The sequence below is a fragment of the Candidatus Hinthialibacter antarcticus genome, from assembly GCA_030765645.1.
GTDB classification, from domain to species: Bacteria; Hinthialibacterota; Hinthialibacteria; order Hinthialibacterales; family Hinthialibacteraceae; genus Hinthialibacter; species Hinthialibacter antarcticus.
Genome location: JAVCCE010000073.1, coordinates 54584 through 74907 on the forward strand (window position 1 = coordinate 54584; position 20324 = coordinate 74907).

The following is a 20324-nucleotide window of genomic DNA, read 5'->3' on the forward strand; positions in this document are numbered from 1 at the left end:
CTCCTGGTGAGCCGGATAAAACTAAAAGCAATTCTTGTTTTCGCGGCTCGGCGGGAGCCTCGCCCTCCCACGGATACGCGTCATTGAGAGCAAAGCGAAGCAATCTGCCTGCGATAGGCCGTGCAGTAATCTTGACCCATCGAAACCGAGAGCGCTTCGCTTGGCTAGTAGTGACACTATCCGCCTTGCCCTTGGCGATATGCGATAGAAAAAATATTCGTAGACTTAATGGCGTCATTTGTATTCCTCTGCTATAGGAACTGCGGCTGGCTTCAAGGCCTCATACAAATCCCATGTCCATATTTTTACGTGTATAGCAGTTAGTGCACAAATAAAAATGAAAAAATAATCCAACTTTTCGTCTCCCACAGACACTTTATAAGTAGACGCAACAAGAACGGGCAACATAAGCACTATGTTAAATGTTCTATTTGGGAGTCGGGACTATGTATGAGAGCGCAGAAATTAAACAATATCTTCGCAATATCAAACACAATCCGCTAACCGCCAAAGATGAAGCGCGGCTGCTGAAGAAATCCCAAAAGGGCGATTACGACTCCCGCGACGCTTTAGTCGAAGCGAATCAACGCTTTGTGATTAGGATGGCGTTTAATTTCCGCAACCAGGGCTTGCCGTTTATCGACCTGTTGCAAGAAGGCAATCTGGGCCTGATGGAAGCCATCGACCGCTATGATTTTAGCAAAAACTGCCGCCTGATCTCCTATGCGGCCTGGTGGATTCGCCTCTACATGCAACGCGCTATCGAACAAAAGTCGCGTACGGTTACGATTCCCATCAATAAAATCAGCTCACTCAAGAAAATTCGTAACTTTGAATACGGATACGTGAAAATGAACGGCAAAAAACCGTCATACGAAGAAATCGGCTTGGCGATCGATATGGACCCGGAAAAAGTCAGCAAGATATACAACATGGGTACCTCGACGCTGTCGTTCCATGTTGAAGATGAAGACGGCCAGACCATCGAGGACCGCCTGCAGATCGACGAGCGCGACAGCGTCCATCGCAACGTCTGGCTCGACGAACTCAGCCATCGCGTACAGGGGGCGTTGAGTCTGCTCTCACCGCGCGAAAAGGACGTGTTGTCGTGCCGTTTTGGGCTGGAAGCAGACGATGATCCAACCAGTTTGCGCCAAGCAGGCAAACGCCTAGGACTGTCCGCTGAGGGCGTACGCCAGATACAAGCGCAGGCGATCAAGAAATTACGCGATCCCGAATTCGGCGCGGGCTTACAGGTATTTGCGTAGGTTGATGGATTAAAGAACAAAGAACAGAAATAAATTCAAACACGAAAATCTTGTGGATCCCCATCCACACCTCCCCATAGATGCGCTGACCCTCCCCAGGGTTGGCGCTTTTTTTTGGCGGCCTTGCCGCCTGCCTGCCGCCGACAGGTTCCGGCGCCCAAAGCCTGTATGATTACCCTGTCAGCCAACGGAGAGCGTTGGATTGGCTCTAGTAGTTCTGTTAAATTACATCTACAAGATGTAGTGGTAAAAATATCTAGCCTGTGGATGACTTTTTGAGGATGCCATGCGTAAGTGTAAGAGATTCAAAGTTTAAATCCGGTGTAACTAGGCACTATATCTTGTGGATGAGGTGTGGATGAACCACTTTATACAGTTTTTCTTTGTTGACATGGTTCTAACCTGAGTTTATAGTGATCCATGCTGTATGGGAAACGTTTATTCTATTGCCTGTTGAAATGAAGTGAGGAACGTAAATGCACTTGCAAAAGCTGATAATCTCCGGCTTTAAATCGTTCGCCGATAAAGTCGAAGTCAATTTTGACGAAGGCGTCACCGGCATCGTCGGGCCGAACGGCTGCGGAAAATCCAATGTGTCGGACGCGATCCGCTGGGTGTTGGGCGAACAAAGCCCGCGTCGCCTGCGCGGTCAACAAATGACCGATATGATTTTCAACGGGACCGTGTCGCGCTCCGCCAGCGGTTTGGCTGAGGTCACGCTGGTGTTTGATAATGCCGACGGGATGCTGCCGATCTCATACCGCGAAGTCGCCGTCACACGACGGTTGTTTCGCAGCGGCGACAGCGACTACTTGATGAATAACACCAAGTGTCGGCTCAAAGACATCACCGACCTGTTTCTGGATTCCGGTATTGGCACCAACGCCTATTCGCTGATGGAACAGGGGCGGGTGGATATGATCGTCAACGCCAAGCCCAAAGATCGCCGCCAGATTCTCGAAGAAACCGCCGGAGTGTCGCGTTTTCTCCATCGTAAAATGGAAGCGATTCGTAAACTCGACCGTACGGATATCGACTTGACCCGTCTGACCGATATTTTAGGCGAGTTGCAACGTCAAAAACGTTCGCTCGAACGCCAAGCGCGTCAGGCCGAACTTGCCCGCAAGTATCGCATTGAGCTGTTGCAGTCGGAATACACGCTGCATATCCGCGCGGGTAAGCATCTCAGCACCCAACTGGAAGAAATGGAAAACCGCCTGAAAGCGCTGGGCGCGCGCATCCAAGCCAAAGAGGGCGAACTCAACGAAGTGCGCCAACGCAAACGCGCCTTGCAGGAGAAATTGCAAGAACAGGATGAACTGAACCGCAAACATCGCGATCGCTATGCCTCGTCGAGCGCACGACTTGAGCAGTTGGAACGCCGGGTGCAAGACCTGAAAGAACGCGGCGAGGAATATACCCAGCTGCAAACCCGCTTGCTGCATGAATGCGAAGCAGACGCCAAACGCGCCGACGACGAAGAAGCCCGTATCCAGACGACCCAAGCGCAAGTGGCGGACGCTGCGGGAACAATTCAAGCCATTGAGGAAGAGATTGAGCGCCTGCAAGGTGAATTGAAAGGCGTCTCAGAAGATTACGCGACGGTCGAAAAAGAAGGCCAAGAGCGGCGCAAGGCGTTTCTCAACCTGGAACAGGAAATCACCGAACTCAACAACCAACAGCGAGTTTGGCTGCGCGATAAAGAGTATTACGATCAGCGCTTGAGCCAGGTGAACGGCGAACATAAAGAAATTCAAACCGAATTAACCACGCTGCAAAACAAGCGCGATGAGATCAATCAAAACGGCGAATCGTTAGAAGCCAAGCGAACCGAATTGGAAGAACGCTTTGAAGAAAAGCGCGTCCAGGCCGATCAACTGGCGCAAGAAGAAACCGAAGCGCGCAACGAATTGCGTGAATGTGAACGCAGTTGGCAACGCGCCCACTCGCGCTGCGAATCGCTGCAACAGCTGCAAGCGAAACTTGCGGGCTACGACGAAGGCGTACGCTTTATCCTTCAGGGCGAAGAGCAAACCAACTTGCTGGGCGCCTTGGCGGAACGCATGAACGTCGAAGGCGGCTACAACCGCGCCGTCGAAGCGGCGTTGTCGCATAAACTGCAAGCCATCATTACCGAAACCGATGCGGACGCCGCCCAGTCGATTGCGCGGCTGCGCGACAAAAAGAAAGGCCGCGCGGCCTTTCTCTCGAAACAAGCCTTATCAGAACCGCTGCCGGAACTCACATTGAACGGCGCGTTGGCGTCGTTGAAAAACGCTGCGTCCGTCGTGACCTGTCCCGATGAGTGGCGGCCCATCGTCGACCGTTTGCTGTCGCGCGTGTTGTTGGTCGATTCGCTGGACCAGGCGCTTGCATTGCGGACGCAACTGCCGGACGGGGTTCGGCTGGTTTCCAAAGACGGCGACTTGGTTGAACGCGACGGTTCGCTGACCGGCGGTTTTACCGCAGGCTCGCAGATTCTCCAACGGACCGCAGAAATCACCCAGTTGGAAAAAGAAGTCAAAACGCTCGGTCAACAACGCAGCGAACTCGAAGAGAAAGTTCAGCGCTTACATCAAGCCATCGAAACCAGCCGCAGCGAGCGGGATGAAGCCAAGCAACAATTGCATGACCTGAAAAACCAACTGCGGGTCGCGACCGAAGAATTGCAGCGCATCGAACAGCGCTTGCAGCGATTGGCGCAGTCGGACAAAGCGCTTGCATCAGAACGGGAACGCATCGAACAAGGCGCGAATGAAGGCGCCGTGCAGGCCGAAGAACGCAGCAAGCGCCTGCAAGAACGCCAAAGCCAAAAAGATGAACTCGAACTCGAACTTTCACGTTGGACGGAACAACAACAACATGCGCAGGCGCAACTCAAAGCGTTGCAAAACGGGATTTCTGAAAAACGAATGACCTTGCTGGAAATGCGCAAAGACCGCGAGCGCTGGTTGGCCGACGTGGAGACGTTCACGCGGCATCTGGGCGAACTCAAGCGCGGCGTCGAAGAGAAAAAACGCTTAGCGATGCAACAAGATGAGCGTCAAAAAGAAACCGCCGCCGCCATCGAAGAAACGCAAAAAGCCATTGTGCAACAGCGTGAAGACCAGTCTAACGTCTGGAAAGAAGTCAGCGAAAGCGACGAGATTTCACAAGGCATTCGTACCGAAGTGAAAGCCATCGAACAAGAAGAATCCACCCATCAGGAGCAGTACGAACTCTTGCGCAGCGAACGCGAAGAGCAATCGCAAACGCGCATGAAAATGCAAGTCGAACGCGACTATTGGCGCAAGCGGTTGGATGAAGAATTTTCAACGCTGGATAACAAAGACGAATGCGAGCGTGACGAACGCGATGACGATGCGTTAAATGAGAAGGTCGAATTTTACCGCCGCCGCTTGTCGCAACTGGGCGTGGTGAATGAATTGGCGATTGAAGAATACGAAGACGTTCGCGACCGTTGCGACTTTTTGGAAAGCCAGAAAAACGATCTGGAAAAATCCAAAGCCGATTTGCTCGCCACCGCGAAAGAATTGCACGGCGCGTCCGTCGACCAATTCTTAGAGACTTTCGAGCAAGTCAAAGTCAACTTCAACCGGACGTTTCGTCGCATGTTTAACGGCGGGCGGGCGGAGTTGGTGCTGCAAGACGGCGACCCTATGGAAGCCGGCATTGATATTGAAGTGCAGCCGCCGGGCAAGAAATTGCAAACGCTGTCGTTGTTGTCCGGTGGTGAGAAGGCGCTGGTCGCTACGGCGCTGTTGTTTGCGATCTATGAAATCCGGCCCTCGCCGTTCTGTTTCCTGGACGAAATTGACGCGCCGCTGGATGACACAAATGTCGGACGCTTTACCAGTATGTTGCGCGGGTTTTTGGACCATTCGCAATTTATCATGATTACGCACAACAAAAAATCAATGGAAATTTGCGACGCGATTTACGGCGTCACCATGGCGGAAGAAGGGGTTACGTCGATTTATTCGATGAAATTTCAGAAGGCCAACGTACAAACTCTGCCGAATGCGGGGGAGTTACCCGCCGTTTCAGCGGCGGAAACCCCTGAAAAGGCTGCGGTTTGATTCGTTTACAATCGCAAAAAAATCGCAAATGGAAAAAAATCAAAAAAAATTGCAGAGGCGTCTCACTTTTCAGTCACACGCTCTATAATGCGGACAAACGCAACTCGGCTAGATCGCCGGACTTCCACCAAGCAAACGGCGGGCGTTCGCAGGCGGCTAGCCGCGTCGCCGTTATGGAGCGTCGCGATTTTATTTCCCGCTGCATGAACGGTGAACCGCAAGGAGAACGCACGAAATGCTATTTTCTCGCGTAAAAGGTCTTTTTTCACGGGATCTCGGAATTGATCTCGGTACGGCCAACACGCTGGTATATGTTAAGGGTGAGGGCATTGTTTTGTGTGAGCCCTCCGTAGTGGCGATTGTTAAAGGCACCAACCAGGTTCTGGCAGTCGGCAGTGAAGCAAAGAACATGTTGGGCCGTACGCCGGGCAACATTGTTGCCATTCGTCCCATGAAAGACGGCGTCATCGCTGACTTTGAAGTGACGGAAGCGATGTTGCGTTACTTTATCAACAAAGTGCATAATCGTACGCGCATGGTCAACCCGCGCATTATGATTTGCGTGCCGTCGGGAATCACCAGCGTTGAACGCCGCGCCGTCAAAGATTCCGCCATCAGCGCGGGCGCCCGCGAAGTGATGTTGATCGAAGAACCGATGGCCGCCGCGATTGGCGCCGGGCTGCCGGTCGCCGAAGCGTCAGGAAACATGATCGTCGACATCGGCGGCGGGACGACCGAAGTCGCAGTCATTTCGCTTTCGGGTTTAGTGGTTTCACGCTCAATTCGCGTTGCTGGCGATGAGCTGGATGAAGCGATTATTTCTCATATCAAAAAAACCTATAACCTGATGATCGGTGAGCGCACTTCCGAAATGATTAAAATCGGAATCGGTTCCGCGAAATTGGTCGGCGACGATCAAGGCATCGACATCAAAGGCCGCGATTTGATTAACGGCCTGCCCAAGACGGTGAAGATCACCGCAGAGGAAATTCGCGAGTGTTTGCAGGAGCCCATCAGTTCGATTGTCGAAGCAGTCAAAGCAGCGTTAGAAGATACGCCGCCGGAACTCGCCGCCGATATTATGGAACGAGGCATCATGTTGGCGGGCGGAGGTTCGCTGTTACGCGGGCTTGACCAACTGCTGGCGGATGAAACCGGGCTGCCGGTGCATGTCGCCGAAGACCCGCTGACCTGCGTCGCGATGGGTACCGGTAAAGCATTGGACGAAATGGACCGTCTGCGGTCTGTCATTCAAACCACTGAGAATATTTAGTTGATTGTACGCAACGCTGCATTGAAAGAAGTCGATCCGGTTGAAGGAACAGCGAACTTGCCCGTGGGCCGGTTCGCAAGATTTCAGCATACACTACAACACGTGCGCTGTAGGCGACGGGCGGGCGCCGCAGCAAAACCGTAAGGGGTCGTCTACGAATGCTGTTTCGACCAGAAAAACAAAATCCCTATCGCCCTAAAAAGACGAATTGGATCAGTCCGCGCCTCATCGCGGGGACGTTGGTGCTTATTGCGGTTGTGTTGATGCTGCTTTACGCGCCATTGCCCAATCGCACGTCGTCGTCACCCTTCGCGCGCGTGCTGCTTGCGCCGCTTTCTCTCTTACAATCCGCCCGGGGTTTTGCGTTCAATACGGCGCGCCGAATTAGCGACCGCTTTATCTCATTAGAAGAAGTCGAGACGTTACGGGGCGACATTCAGGGCCTGCAAGCGGAAAATACCAAACTGCGTTTTCAGTTGCAGCGGCATGAAGCGTACGTTGATGCGTTGCGGCTGCCCCGTGAAGTCGAATATCAAACGCTTCCCGTGATTGTGTTGTTTCGGGATTTTCGTTTGACGCACGATATCATCATCAATCGCGGCGGCAACGACGGCCTGGCGGTGAACATGCCGGTTTGGACCGGCGAAGGCCTGGTGGGGCGGGTTCGAATGGTGACGAAGAATTTCGCCAAGGTGCTGGTGTTGACCGACCCCGGCAGTTCGATTGGCGTCTATGTTGAAGGTTCGCCGTATGAAGGCGTGTTGCGCGGCAGCAACGGCTCAACACAACTGGTTCTCGAAGATTTGCACATGACCACCCAAGGGGAAGAAATGCACTCGCCGACCCCGGGACAAGAGGTTCGCACCTCCGGCACCGGGTTGGTGTTTCCACGCGGCTTGCTCGCTGGCTATGTTTCGAGCGTGACGTCTGATACCGGCATCGCAGTTGACGCGGCGCTGAATATCAATACCGTCCAATCGGCGCTGGTATTTACGAATACGTCGTACCGCGATGAAGTGTTGTCATTGTTAGACAGCATCGGAGATCAATAGTGGCATCCGCATTGATCGTGGTTTTGGGATTTGGCTTGAATTACGGCCTCCGGGCCTTATTGAGTCTTGACCCGTGGACGCCCGATATCTTGCTGATGGCAGTCGCGTATCTGGCGTTAACCCGCCCGCGGGGCGAAGCATACGTCATGGCGTTTGCCGCCGGGCTGCTTTGGGACCTCGCGCTCTTAGACCACATTGGTTCTCATTCTCTTTTGTATATCGCCGCTGTCGCCGCCGCCGTGAAAATGAAATCAATTCTCTGGGCGCAATACGCCGTGTCCCGTCTTGTGATGGGGTATGTATTGACGGTGTTTGTCCGCTTTGGAGAAGTGATCTTCTGGTTGTCATTTTTGGGCAATGAAATTCCCTTTTCTTATTCGGAGTATTACATTCTCTGGGGGCCGCTTGTGACAGGGGTTTTATTCGCTATCGTCCCATGGCGCGCGACGCCGATTCAACTCTCAGGGCGCACCCCGCAAATGCTGTTTTCGGAGAAGACCTCCTCATGAAGCGCAAAAAATCGCCGCTTCATTCCAAGCCCAATCTGGTCGACCGCCGCTTACAGATTTTTCTGTTGGTCGCCATAGGGGCTTTCTGCATCTTAGTCTTTCGGCTGTGGACCATTCAGATTTATCAAAACGAAAAATACGTCAAATTATCCGAACGCAACTTTTACCGTGAAGTTCCCGTTTTAAGCGAACGGGGACGCATTCTTGACCGCAATGGTTGGGTGTTGGCTTCGGACGAAAATTTCTGGGACGTATGGATACCGATTGCCAAGCGCTCCGGCGGCAAAAACGTGGTTACGCCGAACGTGAAGCGCTCCCTGGAATTGTTGTCGGATATTTTAGATGAATCCTATGCGGTGTTGGAATCAAAATACACCAACGGCAAGCGCAATTATCACTATAAACAAAACCGCGTACGGGTGGCGTCGCGTATTTCATGGCAGTATTACGTTTCGATTCGCGAGCGCACGATTGAGTTTCCCAGCAAGGCGATGGTGTTTACGCAGCCGGTGCCGACGCGGCGTTATTGGTTTGAAGAAAGCGCGTCGCATATTCTGGGGTATACCGGAGAGATCAACAAACGCGAACTCGAATCGCGTGAGCGGCAGGGGTATAAATCAGGCGACCGCATAGGCCGCACTGGCATCGAACGCCAATACGAATTGCTCTTGCGCGGCATCGACGGCGTGAACAAGGTCATCGTCGATAAATATGAAATTCAACAGGGGCAGGCGAAGCCGAAAGAACTCGCAAAGCCGGGCAGCGATGTTGTGCTCAATCTCGACAAAGATTTGCAGCAAGCGGCGGAGATGATCTTGGGCGTATCAGAGGGCATCATCATCGCGTCTGATCCGCGCAACGGCGCCATTTTGGCGATGGCGAATTACCCGAGGTTTAATCCACACCGGCCCGGCGATTACATGAATGACAAAGACCAGCCGTTGTTTCATAAAGCAGTTGCCGGATCGTTCGAGCCCGGCTCTGTTTTTAAGGTATTTGAGACGCTCGCGTTGCTTGAAGCCGATGGGTATTATTTAAACCCGAACGACACCGTTTATTGCCCCGGTGTCTTTACATATCCAGGAGGCGCTTCGAGATGTCATAAACGCGAAGGGCATGGACACCTGAATATGTACGGCGCTGTCGCCAAGTCATGCAACGTATATTTTTATACGAAAATTACGCAGTTAGGTTTTGAGAGGCTTTACCCCTGGATGGCCGAGTTCGGGTTGAATCGTCTCACCAATATTGATCTTCCCAATGAGAGAATTGAGCCATTTCCAACGCCTAAATATTTTGGCGACATGGTGAATATTTCGATTGGGCAAGGCGACCTATTGCTGACGCCGATTCAAGTGGCGACTGCATTGAATGCCATCGCCAACCGCGGCACGGTGTATCAACCGCAATTGGCGCAGAAAATTCTCGCGCCCGACGAGCGGGTGATGCAAGTCTTCGAACCCAAAGTCGCGCACCAGATCGACGCCTCAACCGAAACCTGGGATATCATCCATCAATCCATGTGGGACGTCGTCAACGCGGGCGGCACCGGCCGCCGCATCATCAAAGACGACGATAATTTTGAAATTGCCGCCAAGACGGGCACCGCGCAAACCTCGATCGGCGATTTGACCCACGCCTGGTTTGTTTGTTTCGCTCCATACGACAACCCCGAAATTACGATTACCGTCATTACCGAGCTCGCAGGGCACGGCGGCGAACAGGCCGCGCCCCTAGCCCGCCAGTTGTTAGACGTTTACTTCGGGCGCTTAAACGTCGAAGACTTGATGAGCGAACCGCTCGTGAGGTTGTAGGCATGTTTAAGATCGCCTCACTGACGGAAATCGACTATTTGACGCTGCTGTTGGCTTGCTCGGTATTGGGTCTGGGCCTGGCGTCGATTACGGGCGCAACCTATACCGGAACTGGCAACCAGTGGTTTTCGCAAATGAAATGGGTGTTGCTCGGCTTTCCATTATTAGTCGGCGTTTTATTTATCGACTACAGACAGATGGTTCGTTACGCGCCTATTTTTTATATTCTGGGCATTGTTGGCTTGATGTTGTGTTTTGCCCCGATGATTGGTCACAAAAGTCACGGCGCCAGTTCGTGGCTCAAAGTCGGCCCTCTATCCATGCAGCCGTCCGAGGTCGTCAAATTGACTACGCTGCTTATGTTGGCGCGGTGGTTGGGCGCCCGCAAAGGCCAATGGGAGGGTTTGTTAGATGTATTAAAACCACTCACAATCGGCGTACTGCCGTCGCTGGTGATTTTGGCGCAGCCTGACCTGGGGACGGCGATTGTGTTCGGCCCCATGACGCTGGTGTTGATGTTCGTCGCGGGGCTTCCCATTACTCATTTATGTTTGGTGCTCTCGCCCGTGTTTTGTTTGCTGGGCGCGTTTCATTCGGTTGAAGTCATTTTGTTATGGGTGGCCGGGCTTACGGCGCTATTGCTCGCTTCCATCTGGAACCGCGTTCCCTGGACGTTATGGCTGCCGTTTTTGGCGCTGGCGGGCGCGGCTTACGGCGGCGTGTTCGTCTATGGAGAAACCATTTGGAACAAACTGCCATCTCACCATCAAGCGCGCATCGAGAATTATCTGAACCCGGAAGCCAACATGCGCGACACGGGCTACAACATTATGCAATCAAAAATCGCGCTCGGTTCCGGTGGCTTTAAAGGCAAGGGGATGTTCAACAGCACCCAGGCGGAATATGAATTCTTGCCCGAATACGAGCATGATTTCGCTTTTTCTATTTTGGGTGAACAGATGGGGTTCATTGGCGGCGCCGTCTTGTTGGGGCTGTTTTTATTATTGATTACGCGCGGGGTCGATACCGCGATGGAGTCTCGTTCGCTCGAAGGCGCGTTGATTGCCGCCGGGGTGATTTCGATCTTCTTCGCCCATATTTTCATTAACGTCGGTATGGTGACGGGCGTTTTGCCGGTGACTGGACTGCCGCTGACGTTTGTCTCGTACGGCGGTACATTCATGCTGACCAATATGGTTGGGGTCGGCTTATTATTAAATATTCGGATGCAAGCGCGGCGCGTAGAAGACCCCGAAGCGCGCTTTACCGGACGCCCTCCAATGGCCCTGCCTACCAAAGTTGATGACGACCAGTTTTAACATTTCATTTTGTATTTACCCGTCCGTGAAAATGAGTAAAATTCAAAGTTCACAAATTCCAATTGTAAGGTATGATAAATAGATTGGTTATGAGCGCATCCCACATTGTGCTTTGTTGTGTTATGGGCAGGGTTGAATAGATTTATTGCAAACAACCTTGATTCGGAGAGGATAATGATGGCAAATTCACAAGCCTCAAAAGTAAATCTCGTTCAACCCAAAAAATGGTTCAAAGAGCAGGGAATTGATCCCAAAACGCTGAAGAGGCATTCCGATATCCTTGAACTTTGCTACAAGCGCGGCACATACCCTTATAACAAAAAAATGAAAACGGATGAGTACGAACACCTCAAAAAAGAGTTACAGGTCGAACTGCTCAAAATGCAACGCTGGGTGCGGGAGACTGGACAAAAACTTATCCTCCTGTTTGAAGGTCGTGATGCGGCCGGTAAGGGAGGAACGATAAAGCGTTTCACCGAACACTTGAATCCACGCAGCGCTCGCGTCGTCGCGCTGGAAAAACCCACGGAGCGCGAACGTGGCCAATGGTTTTTTCAACGCTATATCGAGCATTTCCCTACGGCGGGCGAGATCGTGATGTATGACCGTTCGTGGTATAACCGCGCCGGGGTCGAGCGCGTGATGGGGTTCTGTACAGATGGTGAATACCTTGAGTTTATGCGGCAATGCCCTCCGCTTGAGCGGATGTTGGTCAATAGCGGCATCACTCTCGTGAAATATTGGTTTTCCGTCAGTCGGGAAGAGCAATACCGCCGCTTTCAATCCCGCAAAGAAGACCTGCTAAAGCAATGGAAACTAAGCCCCGTCGATTTGGAATCTCTCGATAAATGGGATGAATATACAGAGGCAAAAGAGGCGATGTTTTTTCATACCGATACGGCGGATGCGCCCTGGACGGTGGTGAAATCGGATGACAAAAAAAGAGCGCGCATTAATTGTATGCGGCATCTTTTGAACAAGTTGAATTATGCCGGCAAAGACCCAAAAGTTGCTGTTCCAAACGACCCGCTCATCGTCGGCGATACGTCGAGTATTTATGATTCAGTTGAGCACAGAACGAAAGAAAAATAGCGAGTTGCGCCAAAGGGGCCTCGTTAGGGCGTCCTTTCGTTTTGGCGGGCAATCGGTCAAGAAAATTTCGACAGAGCATCTGAATGACGCCGGGTTTTGATCGCCCGGCGTTTTTTGTGTTTTCTTAGGAATTACGGTTTTTTCTTCTCTATACGTTTCCACTTGGGCGCTTCTCTATTAAAATGATGGAACCCTTTTTTCTGGAAATGATGAACCCACAATGACGTCTTTTATAAACGAAGCCGACTATAACGACCCAAAAAAACTGATCGCTATTCTCAAGCAAAACGCAATTGCGTTGACGCCGGACGAAGCCGTCTCGATCAAAGACCGCATTGGCCGCCTGCCGTCGCGCGCGGAACTGTTCGTTTTCAACATCGAATGGAGCGAACACTGTTCGTACAAAAGCAGCAAGCGCTTGCTGAAAGAATATCTCCCTATTGATGGCCGCTATGTGATTCAAGGCCCCGAAGAAGACGCGGGCATCGTGGAACTGTGCGTCCATAACGGCGAAAAATGGGGCATCGTCTTTGCGCACGAAAGCCATAATCACCCCTCGCAGGTGTTGCCCTTTGAAGGCGCTGCGACCGGCGTCGGCGGCATTGTGCGCGACGTGGACTGTATGGGCGCATCGGTGATCGGCGTGGCGGATTCGTTACGCTTCGGTGATCCCAATGGGAAATTCGGCGAGCGCAGCCAGGCGATTGCCGAGGGCGTCGTTGAAGGCATTTATAGTTATGGCAATGCGCTGGGCGTGCCCAATTTAGGCGGCGATACGGTCTATCACGAGAAATATGACGACAACTGTCTGGTGAACGTGATCGCCATTGGCCTCCTGCGCGAAAGCGAGATCATCCACAGCCGCGTTCCACCTGAAGGCGAAGGCTACGATCTCATATTGATCGGCAAGCCGACGGACCGTTCGGGCTTTGGCGGCGCGGCGTTCGCGTCCGGCGTGTTAGACCAAGATAATGAAGAAGAAAACAAAGGCGCGGTGCAGGTTCCCGACCCGTTTTTGAAAAATGTGTTGCTGCATTACAAAGCGACCCATGCGGTGAAAGAACTGCTCAGGCAAAAAGGCGTCAAAGCGGGCATGAAAGACCTGGGCGCGGGCGGCATCGCGTGTTGCGCGTCGGAAATCGGCGCCAGCGGCGGCTTCGGCGTTGATATTCAATTAGAGAATGTCCATATTTCCGAGCCTGATCTGCCTGCGGAAATTATTCTCTGCGCGGAAACGCAAGAGCGCTACATTTGGGCGGTCCCGCCGGAGATCACCCCGGACGTGTTGCGCATCTATAACGAAGAGTGGGAACTACCCACCATCTGCGCGGGCGCGGGCGCGCGCGTCATCGGCAAGGTCATCAAAGAACAACAAATGCGGGTCACTCATCACGGCGAAGTGGTGGTTGATCTTCCCATTGAGTTTGTGGTGGAAGGCATTCAGTACAAACGCGAATCAAAGCAACCAACGCAGACCTTTGAAGAACCCACGTTGGCGCTTCCTGACGATTGGAACGGCCTACTGTTTGATTTGTTGAAGCAGCCGAATATTTGCTCGAAAGATTTCATCTATCGCCATTACGATACCGAGGTGCAGGGGCGCGGGTATATTCGCCCAGGCGAGGCGGACGCGGCGGTATTTGTCCCGCTGGATGACGCGCCGGTTGGCGCAGCGTTGGCGGTTGACGGCAACCCGTTTTACGGCGAGCTATCGCCCTATTGGGGCGCGGCGACGGCGGTCGCTGAATGTATGCGCAATATCGCCGCCGTGGGCGCGACGCCTCGCGCAATGACTGACAACTTGAATTACGGCAACCCCGAAAAGCCCGAAGATTTCTGGGCATTGGAAGAAGGCGTTAAAGGTTTGGCGGACGCGGCGAGAAATTTATATGACCCCAACCGCGAGCCGGAAGCGGTTCCGTTTGTGTCGGGCAACGTCTCGTTATACAACCATTCCACCACCGGGCTTTCGATTCCGCCCTCGCCGATTGTGGCGTGCATTGGCGTGATTGAACACGCGGGCAAAGCGTTGACGCTTGATTTGAAACAAGCGGGCAACCTCTTGGTTCTGGTCGGCGAGCGCTACGACGAATTGGGCGGCTCAGCGTATTACCAAACGCGTAAAGCCGGGCTGGGCGCCAACGTCCCTCAAGTGCGCTTCGAGCAGGAGCGTGGAATCATCTATGGAACCATCGCTGCGATTGACCAGGAACTGGCGGCGTCCGCGCATGACATTTCGAACGGCGGTTTGGCGTTGAGCGCGGTCGAGATGATGTTGGCTTGTCATCAGTCCGCTAATTTTGGCGTCGAATTAAAACTAAGCAGCCTGGGTTCCGACTTGCGGGATGATACGCTGCTGTTTTCCGAATCAGGCGGCATGGTTCTCGAAGTCGATCCCGCGAAGTTAGACGCCGTGAAAGCGTTATACAAAGACTATGGACATACGCCGGTTGTAATCGGCAAGGTGACCGACCAAGCGAAATTTGTTGTTCTTGATAAACAAGAGAAAATCATCATTGATGCGCCGCGCGCTGATTTACAAATTGCATGGCGCGGCGACTACAGCCTGACCCTAGCTACATAAGAGATTGAAGGATGAAGGCATGACGGATACGCCTATTATTGCGGTGCTGCAGTTTCCCGGCAGCAATTGTGAATCAGAAACAGCCCGCGCATTGCGTTGGGTGGGCTTACAGGCTGAAGTGTTTCGCTGGAACCGGCCTGCGGCGCAACTCGCCCATTTTGACGGCTACATTGTTCCTGGCGGGTTTTCGTATGAAGACCGCGTTCGCGCGGGCGTGATCGCCGCCAAAGAGCCGCTTCTCGATCAGCTCGCAACCGAAGCCGAACAGGGAAAGCCCATTCTCGGCATCTGCAACGGCGCCCAAATTTTATTAGAAACCGGGCTGGTTCCCGGGTTGCATCCAGGCAAAGTTGAGATGGCGCTGGCCCGAAATTATATGACCCATCAGGGCCATGTCGTCCGGCGCGGCCACCATTGCAGTTGGGTGAACCTGCGCTGTGAAGTCGCAGCGGAGCGTACGCCATTCACTGGCGGATTAAACGCAGGCGTGGTTTCGCCGATGACGGTTTCACACGGCGAGGGGCGCTTTACGACGAACAATACCGAGTTATTGCAAGAGCTCGAACGCAATAACCAGATCGTTTGGCGCTACTGCAATGATGCCACCGAGACGCCCGAAGGACTTCCTACAAACCCGAACGGATCATTGTCGAATATCGCGGGGTTGTGCAATCCTAAGGGCAATGTGACCGCCTTGATGCCGCACCCGGAGCGGTCCTTCTTTTTACGCCAGACGCCGCCGATCTGGGCGGGCGCATGGGGCGACAAGCGCCGCGCCGCTGCTGGCAAAGCAGAACAGTGGGATGAACCCGGCCCTGGCTATAGCGTGTTTTCTTCGTTGAAGCAATATTTTAGTCAATAAGACAAGTATGAAATAGACACTTACACTATTTTTGTCGATCCGATACAATCTACAAGTATGCAGTAGTGGAATTGAATAGTCTCAATGTATGTTTGAAAGTGAGATGTATTGGTGATTGACTCGCCTTCAACGCCTCTTCCTGACGCAACAAAAGAAGAGGAGTTTTTTCCGCTTGACGCAAATGAACTGCTGGGCAAAGAAGCGTCAAGATTTCCCATCTATATTTATAATGAAGAACGAAAGCGGTTTGTCCTGTTTAAATTGGCGGATGAATCGATCCCCCATGAACGGTTAAGCGCATTAACGAAAGACGGCAAGCGCCCGGTCTTTGTTCCACGCAGCCACGGGACCGAACTCAGCATGATGTTGTCCGACAATTTGGCGGGCATCGTCAATGACGCTTCACTGCCAAGCGAAATCAAGACTTCGCGCATTCACTCGTTGTCTGTCGCGGTCATGCAGAATTTGTTTGAAGCGAACGCCGACTCTGAGGTTTTTATCGGGGCTTCGAAGAACGTCAGCAATTCTGTCGCCGATTTAATGTTAAATGAACCTGACGCGGTTTCTCAACTCACGACGTTAAGGAACTATGACTACTATACATTCAGCCACAGCCTCAATGTCTGCGTTTTGGCCTTGGGGTTGTATCAGTTTATGAACCCCAACGAGTCGGCGAACAGCATTCGCGATCTCTCGCGCGGGATGTTATTGCATGACATTGGCAAATGCGACGTGCCGACGGATTTAACCAATAAAAAAGGCTCATTATCGGACGATGAATGGGACGTAATGAAAAGCCACACCGTCAAAGGCTATGAACGATTGGCGATTGACATTGATTTGAGCGGAGACTCCCGCACGGTGTCGTTGTTGCACCACGAAGCCTGCGATGGCTCGGGATACCCGCATGGCAAGCCAATGCAGAACATTCCCTTTACGTCGCGTTTGTGCAAAGTCGTTGACGTGTATGATGCGCTGACGTCGCGGCGGTCATATAAGCCTTCTCTCAAACCGTTTGAAGCCTTACAAATGATGGCGACGGAAATGAAACAGCAAGTCGATCAGGAAATTTTGAAACAATTTATTTTATTTTTAGACCAGGTCAGCAAAAGCAATGTTCGCACTGGTTGATTTGTTGGAGCCTCGCTTTTTTCTTTTCACGAAATTATATTTACCTCGATCCTCAGAGGTAAAAGCGGGCCAACGCAATGCCGAACGATAACCAAAAAGAGCTCGCCGGGCAGTTTCAAAAAGAAATGACGCGGCAAAAAGCGCAAGAACTTGGCGTATCGCCCGATACGCTGACGACCCGTGTGAAAAATGGAAAACGAATTTGGATCCAAAAAGCGCAACTTCACGCAGAACTTGAGAAACAGCGCCAAGTGGGTTCCAAACAAATCATCCGCTCGATTCGTGGCGGTAATAACAGTTTGTATAGTTGTATTATTTTTGAAGCCAAACGAGTGATGAAACTGGTCAATGAGGAAGAGTCTTTAAACGCGCTTGACCGTCGGGATTATGTTGTCGCGGTCGAAAAAATTCATTCCAGCGCCGTCACTTGGGCGGAAGAAATCTCGAGTTATGAAGACCAGATCGACCAAGCGAAAAAAAATGACCCAGTTTTTGGACAGGGCGAACGAGTCATGCATGAAATGCTCTCGGCGCAAAAAGACGGAAATCCCGAGCGCGTGATTGAATTAAAGAACGCGTATTCCGATCTGCTGAAAAAATATGAACGCCGTCGAAAATCGATCCTTCCATATATCGAGTCGGCGCGGACCTGCCGATTGTCGCTGCAAAAAGAATATTGGAAAATACTACAAACGGGATGGAAAGTGCGTGAAGAATCCATTCAACAAATTTTTAAACAATTCAACAATGCCGCTCGTGAGGCGCAAACGCAAGAACTGAAAATGGATTTCAAGTCAGCGCGCGAAATTTCTCAATCGCTGAACGATATTGCCAGCGGGTTGAGAAATCGTAACCCCGGCAGCGCCAGCGACTCTGCCGCATGGGACCCGGTGCTCAATGAACTGAAAGCGCTGGTTGATCGCCAGATGGATTTATGGATTCAGATTCAATTTCTGGCAAACCAAATTCAATCAATTGAAAGTAAAACCCGTACGGGAATGGCGTTTCAAAACCAAAAAAAAGACAAGAAATAGGGTTCATCCGGTAAGTGAGTACTTGCATAAATGGATAGCCATGATTTTGATTACGAAAACGTATCCCGGCGGATCAATAATTGACAAACCAATTCAGGCATGGGTGCAACTCTGGGAGCGCCTGTGCATAAGGGCCTGAAAGCCCGCACTGAAGCGAGCAGAATTGTACCCATGCCTGACGCAGTGAAATCTCAATTCAATGTATTAAAAAGTATCCAATTTACGGAAGAACCAGAAATAGCCAAATGGAGGTAGTCAAAATGAAGCGGATTATGCAACGTTGGATTTTCAGTGGGTGCGTATTGATGATAGGGTTGAGCGCTATGGCAGAGACGAACATCATTGCTCACCGGGGAAACAGCAGCGTTGCGCCGGAGAACACGCTGGCTTCTGTACGGGCTGCCGTGAATTTGACGCCGCAACCTGCCTACATCGAAATCGACTTGCATCGCTCTAGCGACGGCGTGTTGGTTGTATCGCACGATGAAGACACGCTGCGGACGACGGGCGTCGCGGGTATGATTCGCGAGCAAAAATTCTCCGTGCTGCGGAAACTGGATGCGGGATACTCCAAACAGTTCGGCGACAAGTTCAAAGGCGAACGCTTGCCCCGCTTGGAAGAAGTGCTCGATTTGGTCAAAGATACGCCGATTGGCATTATGATTGAATCAAAGCAGCTGTTGCTCGAAGACGATGTGGTTGCGCTCTTAAATAAACGCGGTGAAATCGAAAAGCACGTTTTCGCGAGTTTTGATGAACTCTCGGTGTTTCGCGCAAAAGAATTGGCGCCAAAACTTCGCACCTTGTTTCTGGCGGGTGAACTTTCGCAGGGTTCATTATTGCGCGGCAAAGACGTGAAGGCCGATATCATGGGCGTGAGTAGCAAGACCAGCGAAACAATGATTCGTCAGGCCCGGCAAAAAGGGTTTCAGGTCTGGGTGTGGACGGTGGATGATGAAAAAGACATGAAGAATTTTTTCCAGGTTCCTGTAGACGGCCTCATCAGCAATCGCCCCGAGCAAGCGCTGAAATTGCTGAATTCTCAATAAAACACACTCTTTCCAGGTTGATGAGAGAGAATCCACTTAAAAAACCGTTGGAAGCGTTTCAAAATGGCCTCGGCGGACGTTAATATCACGTCGAGGGAGTCATGCCATGAAATCTGCGCCTGTTTTATTGATGCGTTTTATCGCATTTTTATTATTGTTGTCTCTTCTTATCACGCTCCTCAATATGTTGGGAGTTCCAAACCCGTTTTATAACCCATTTTCGCGTCCAGCGGCGCTTCCACGGGGAGTGACGCCGCCTACTGGCGCTTTGGGCGGCGACGAACAAAACACCATCGAAGTATTCAGCCAGATATCCCCGTCGGTGTGTTATATTACTAATACCGAACTGCGGCGCGGCGGGTTTTTGAATCTGGATGTGTTCGAGGTTCCGTCGGGTTCCGGCTCGGGATTTATCTGGGACCACGATGGCCACATTGTAACCAATTTTCATGTTGTCTATCGCGCGAGTACAATCACGGTGGTGTTGAACGACCAGTCATCGTGGCGCGCAAAAATTATTGGGAGCGATCCCGATTTTGATTTGGCGGTATTAAAAATTGGTGCGCCCAAAGACCAGTTGCCGCCTGTCTTAATCGGTGAATCTTCGTCCCTGCGCGTGGGACAAAAAGTCTTGGCGATTGGCAACCCGTTTGGGTTGGATTCTACTTTGACGGTAGGGATCGTCAGCGCGTTGGGGCGTTCGATCCGCGCGATGAGCGGCCGGACGATTTCTGACGTGATTCAGACGGACGCGGCGATTAATCCAGGAAATTCCGGTGGGCCTTTGTTGGATTCGTTTGGACGATTGATTGGCGTCAATACGGCGATTATCAGCCCCAGCGGTTCTAGCGCGGGCATTGGTTTCGCGGTGCCGGTTGATACGGTCAACCGGGTGGTCCCTCAGCTAATTTCAAAAGGTGAAGTGGATAAACCCTGGATGGGCATTGATATCATGCCGACGTCGATTTTATCGCGGCTAGGCCTGAAGGATTTGAAGGGCGTAATGGTTCGCCGCGTAATCGAAGACAGCCCTGCTGAAGCCGCCGGTTTAAGAGGCGCACGGCAAGACGACGCCGGTAAACTATTATTAGGCGATGTGATTATCGCGATCAATACGGTGGATGTTTTAAACCAAGATGATTTATTCCGTGCGTTGGATTCAACCGCTCCCGGCGACGAGATTACGATGCGGTTTGTGCGGGACGGGAACATATATGAACAGACATTGCGTTTAGGCGTTCGGCGGGATTAAGCCAAT

The 20324-nt window shown here is 51.9% G+C and carries 14 protein-coding genes; all 14 read left to right on the top strand.

What is annotated here, in order from left to right:
* Positions 1–446: 446 nt before the first annotated feature.
* Positions 447–1268 (top strand): RNA polymerase sigma factor RpoD/SigA, encoded by an 822-nt coding sequence (locus P9L94_18635; GenBank protein ID MDP8246107.1) that lies wholly within the window; start codon positions 447–449, stop codon positions 1266–1268.
* Between the two features lie 476 nt (positions 1269–1744).
* A complete protein-coding gene (gene smc, locus P9L94_18640) occupies positions 1745–5347 on the top strand; it encodes a chromosome segregation protein SMC (protein ID MDP8246108.1) in 3603 nt (1200 codons plus the stop codon).
* A 235-nt stretch (positions 5348–5582) separates the two neighbouring features.
* The gene (locus P9L94_18645; GenBank protein MDP8246109.1) at positions 5583–6620 is read left to right on the top strand and encodes a rod shape-determining protein; all 1038 of its coding nucleotides are present in this window, start codon (positions 5583–5585) and stop codon (positions 6618–6620) included.
* Positions 6621–6778: 158 nt separating this feature from the next.
* Positions 6779–7672, top strand: coding sequence for a rod shape-determining protein MreC (gene mreC, locus P9L94_18650; protein ID MDP8246110.1), 894 nt, complete (start codon positions 6779–6781; stop codon positions 7670–7672).
* On the top strand, positions 7672–8181 hold the full coding sequence (gene mreD / locus P9L94_18655; GenBank protein ID MDP8246111.1) for a rod shape-determining protein MreD: 510 nt from the start codon (positions 7672–7674) through the stop codon (positions 8179–8181). The genes mreC and mreD overlap by 1 nt, the downstream gene beginning before the upstream one ends.
* Positions 8178–9995 (top strand): penicillin-binding protein 2, encoded by a 1818-nt coding sequence (gene mrdA / locus P9L94_18660; GenBank protein ID MDP8246112.1) that lies wholly within the window; start codon positions 8178–8180, stop codon positions 9993–9995. Before mreD ends, mrdA begins: the two co-directional genes overlap by 4 nt.
* 2 nt (positions 9996–9997) lie before the next feature.
* Positions 9998–11314: an FtsW/RodA/SpoVE family cell cycle protein gene (locus P9L94_18665; GenBank protein MDP8246113.1), complete on the top strand. Its 1317-nt coding sequence runs from the start codon at positions 9998–10000 to the stop codon at positions 11312–11314.
* A 174-nt stretch (positions 11315–11488) separates the two neighbouring features.
* Positions 11489–12406 carry a polyphosphate kinase 2 gene (gene ppk2, locus P9L94_18670; GenBank protein MDP8246114.1) on the top strand — a complete coding sequence of 306 codons (918 nt, stop codon included), beginning with the start codon at positions 11489–11491 and terminating at the stop codon, positions 12404–12406.
* A 220-nt stretch (positions 12407–12626) separates the two neighbouring features.
* Complete coding sequence (gene purL / locus P9L94_18675) at positions 12627–14990, top strand: phosphoribosylformylglycinamidine synthase subunit PurL (GenBank protein ID MDP8246115.1); 2364 nt, start codon at positions 12627–12629, stop codon at positions 14988–14990.
* Positions 14991–15009: 19 nt separating this feature from the next.
* Entirely contained in the window at positions 15010–15852 is an 843-nt protein-coding gene (purQ, locus tag P9L94_18680) for a phosphoribosylformylglycinamidine synthase I (protein ID MDP8246116.1), read from the top strand.
* A 111-nt stretch (positions 15853–15963) separates the two neighbouring features.
* On the top strand, positions 15964–16983 hold the full coding sequence (locus P9L94_18685; GenBank protein ID MDP8246117.1) for an HD domain-containing protein: 1020 nt from the start codon (positions 15964–15966) through the stop codon (positions 16981–16983).
* Between the two features lie 77 nt (positions 16984–17060).
* Positions 17061–18017 carry a hypothetical protein gene (locus P9L94_18690; protein ID MDP8246118.1) on the top strand — a complete coding sequence of 319 codons (957 nt, stop codon included), beginning with the start codon at positions 17061–17063 and terminating at the stop codon, positions 18015–18017.
* 323 nt (positions 18018–18340) lie between these two features.
* A complete protein-coding gene (locus P9L94_18695; GenBank protein ID MDP8246119.1) occupies positions 18341–19066 on the top strand; it encodes a glycerophosphodiester phosphodiesterase family protein in 726 nt (241 codons plus the stop codon).
* 106 nt (positions 19067–19172) lie between these two features.
* Positions 19173–20318, top strand: a complete 1146-nt coding sequence (locus tag P9L94_18700; GenBank protein MDP8246120.1) for a trypsin-like peptidase domain-containing protein — start codon at positions 19173–19175, stop codon at positions 20316–20318.
* The last annotated feature ends 6 nt before the right edge of the window (positions 20319–20324 follow it).

Bases quoted from the DNA above. Each gene is read 5' to 3' on its own strand.
- P9L94_18635 (MDP8246107.1), top strand. From the start codon at position 447: ATGTATGAGAGCGCAGAAATTAAACAATATCTTCGCAATATCAAACAC.
- smc (MDP8246108.1), top strand. From the start codon at position 1,745: ATGCACTTGCAAAAGCTGATAATCTCCGGCTTTAAATCGTTCGCCGAT.
- P9L94_18645 (MDP8246109.1), top strand. From the start codon at position 5,583: ATGCTATTTTCTCGCGTAAAAGGTCTTTTTTCACGGGATCTCGGAATT.
- mreC (MDP8246110.1), top strand. From the start codon at position 6,779: ATGCTGTTTCGACCAGAAAAACAAAATCCCTATCGCCCTAAAAAGACG.
- mrdA (MDP8246112.1), top strand. From the start codon at position 8,178: ATGAAGCGCAAAAAATCGCCGCTTCATTCCAAGCCCAATCTGGTCGAC.
- P9L94_18665 (MDP8246113.1), top strand. From the start codon at position 9,998: ATGTTTAAGATCGCCTCACTGACGGAAATCGACTATTTGACGCTGCTG.
- ppk2 (MDP8246114.1), top strand. From the start codon at position 11,489: ATGATGGCAAATTCACAAGCCTCAAAAGTAAATCTCGTTCAACCCAAA.
- purL (MDP8246115.1), top strand. From the start codon at position 12,627: ATGACGTCTTTTATAAACGAAGCCGACTATAACGACCCAAAAAAACTG.
- purQ (MDP8246116.1), top strand. From the start codon at position 15,010: ATGACGGATACGCCTATTATTGCGGTGCTGCAGTTTCCCGGCAGCAAT.
- P9L94_18690 (MDP8246118.1), top strand. From the start codon at position 17,061: ATGCCGAACGATAACCAAAAAGAGCTCGCCGGGCAGTTTCAAAAAGAA.
- P9L94_18695 (MDP8246119.1), top strand. From the start codon at position 18,341: ATGGCAGAGACGAACATCATTGCTCACCGGGGAAACAGCAGCGTTGCG.
- P9L94_18700 (MDP8246120.1), top strand. From the start codon at position 19,173: ATGAAATCTGCGCCTGTTTTATTGATGCGTTTTATCGCATTTTTATTA.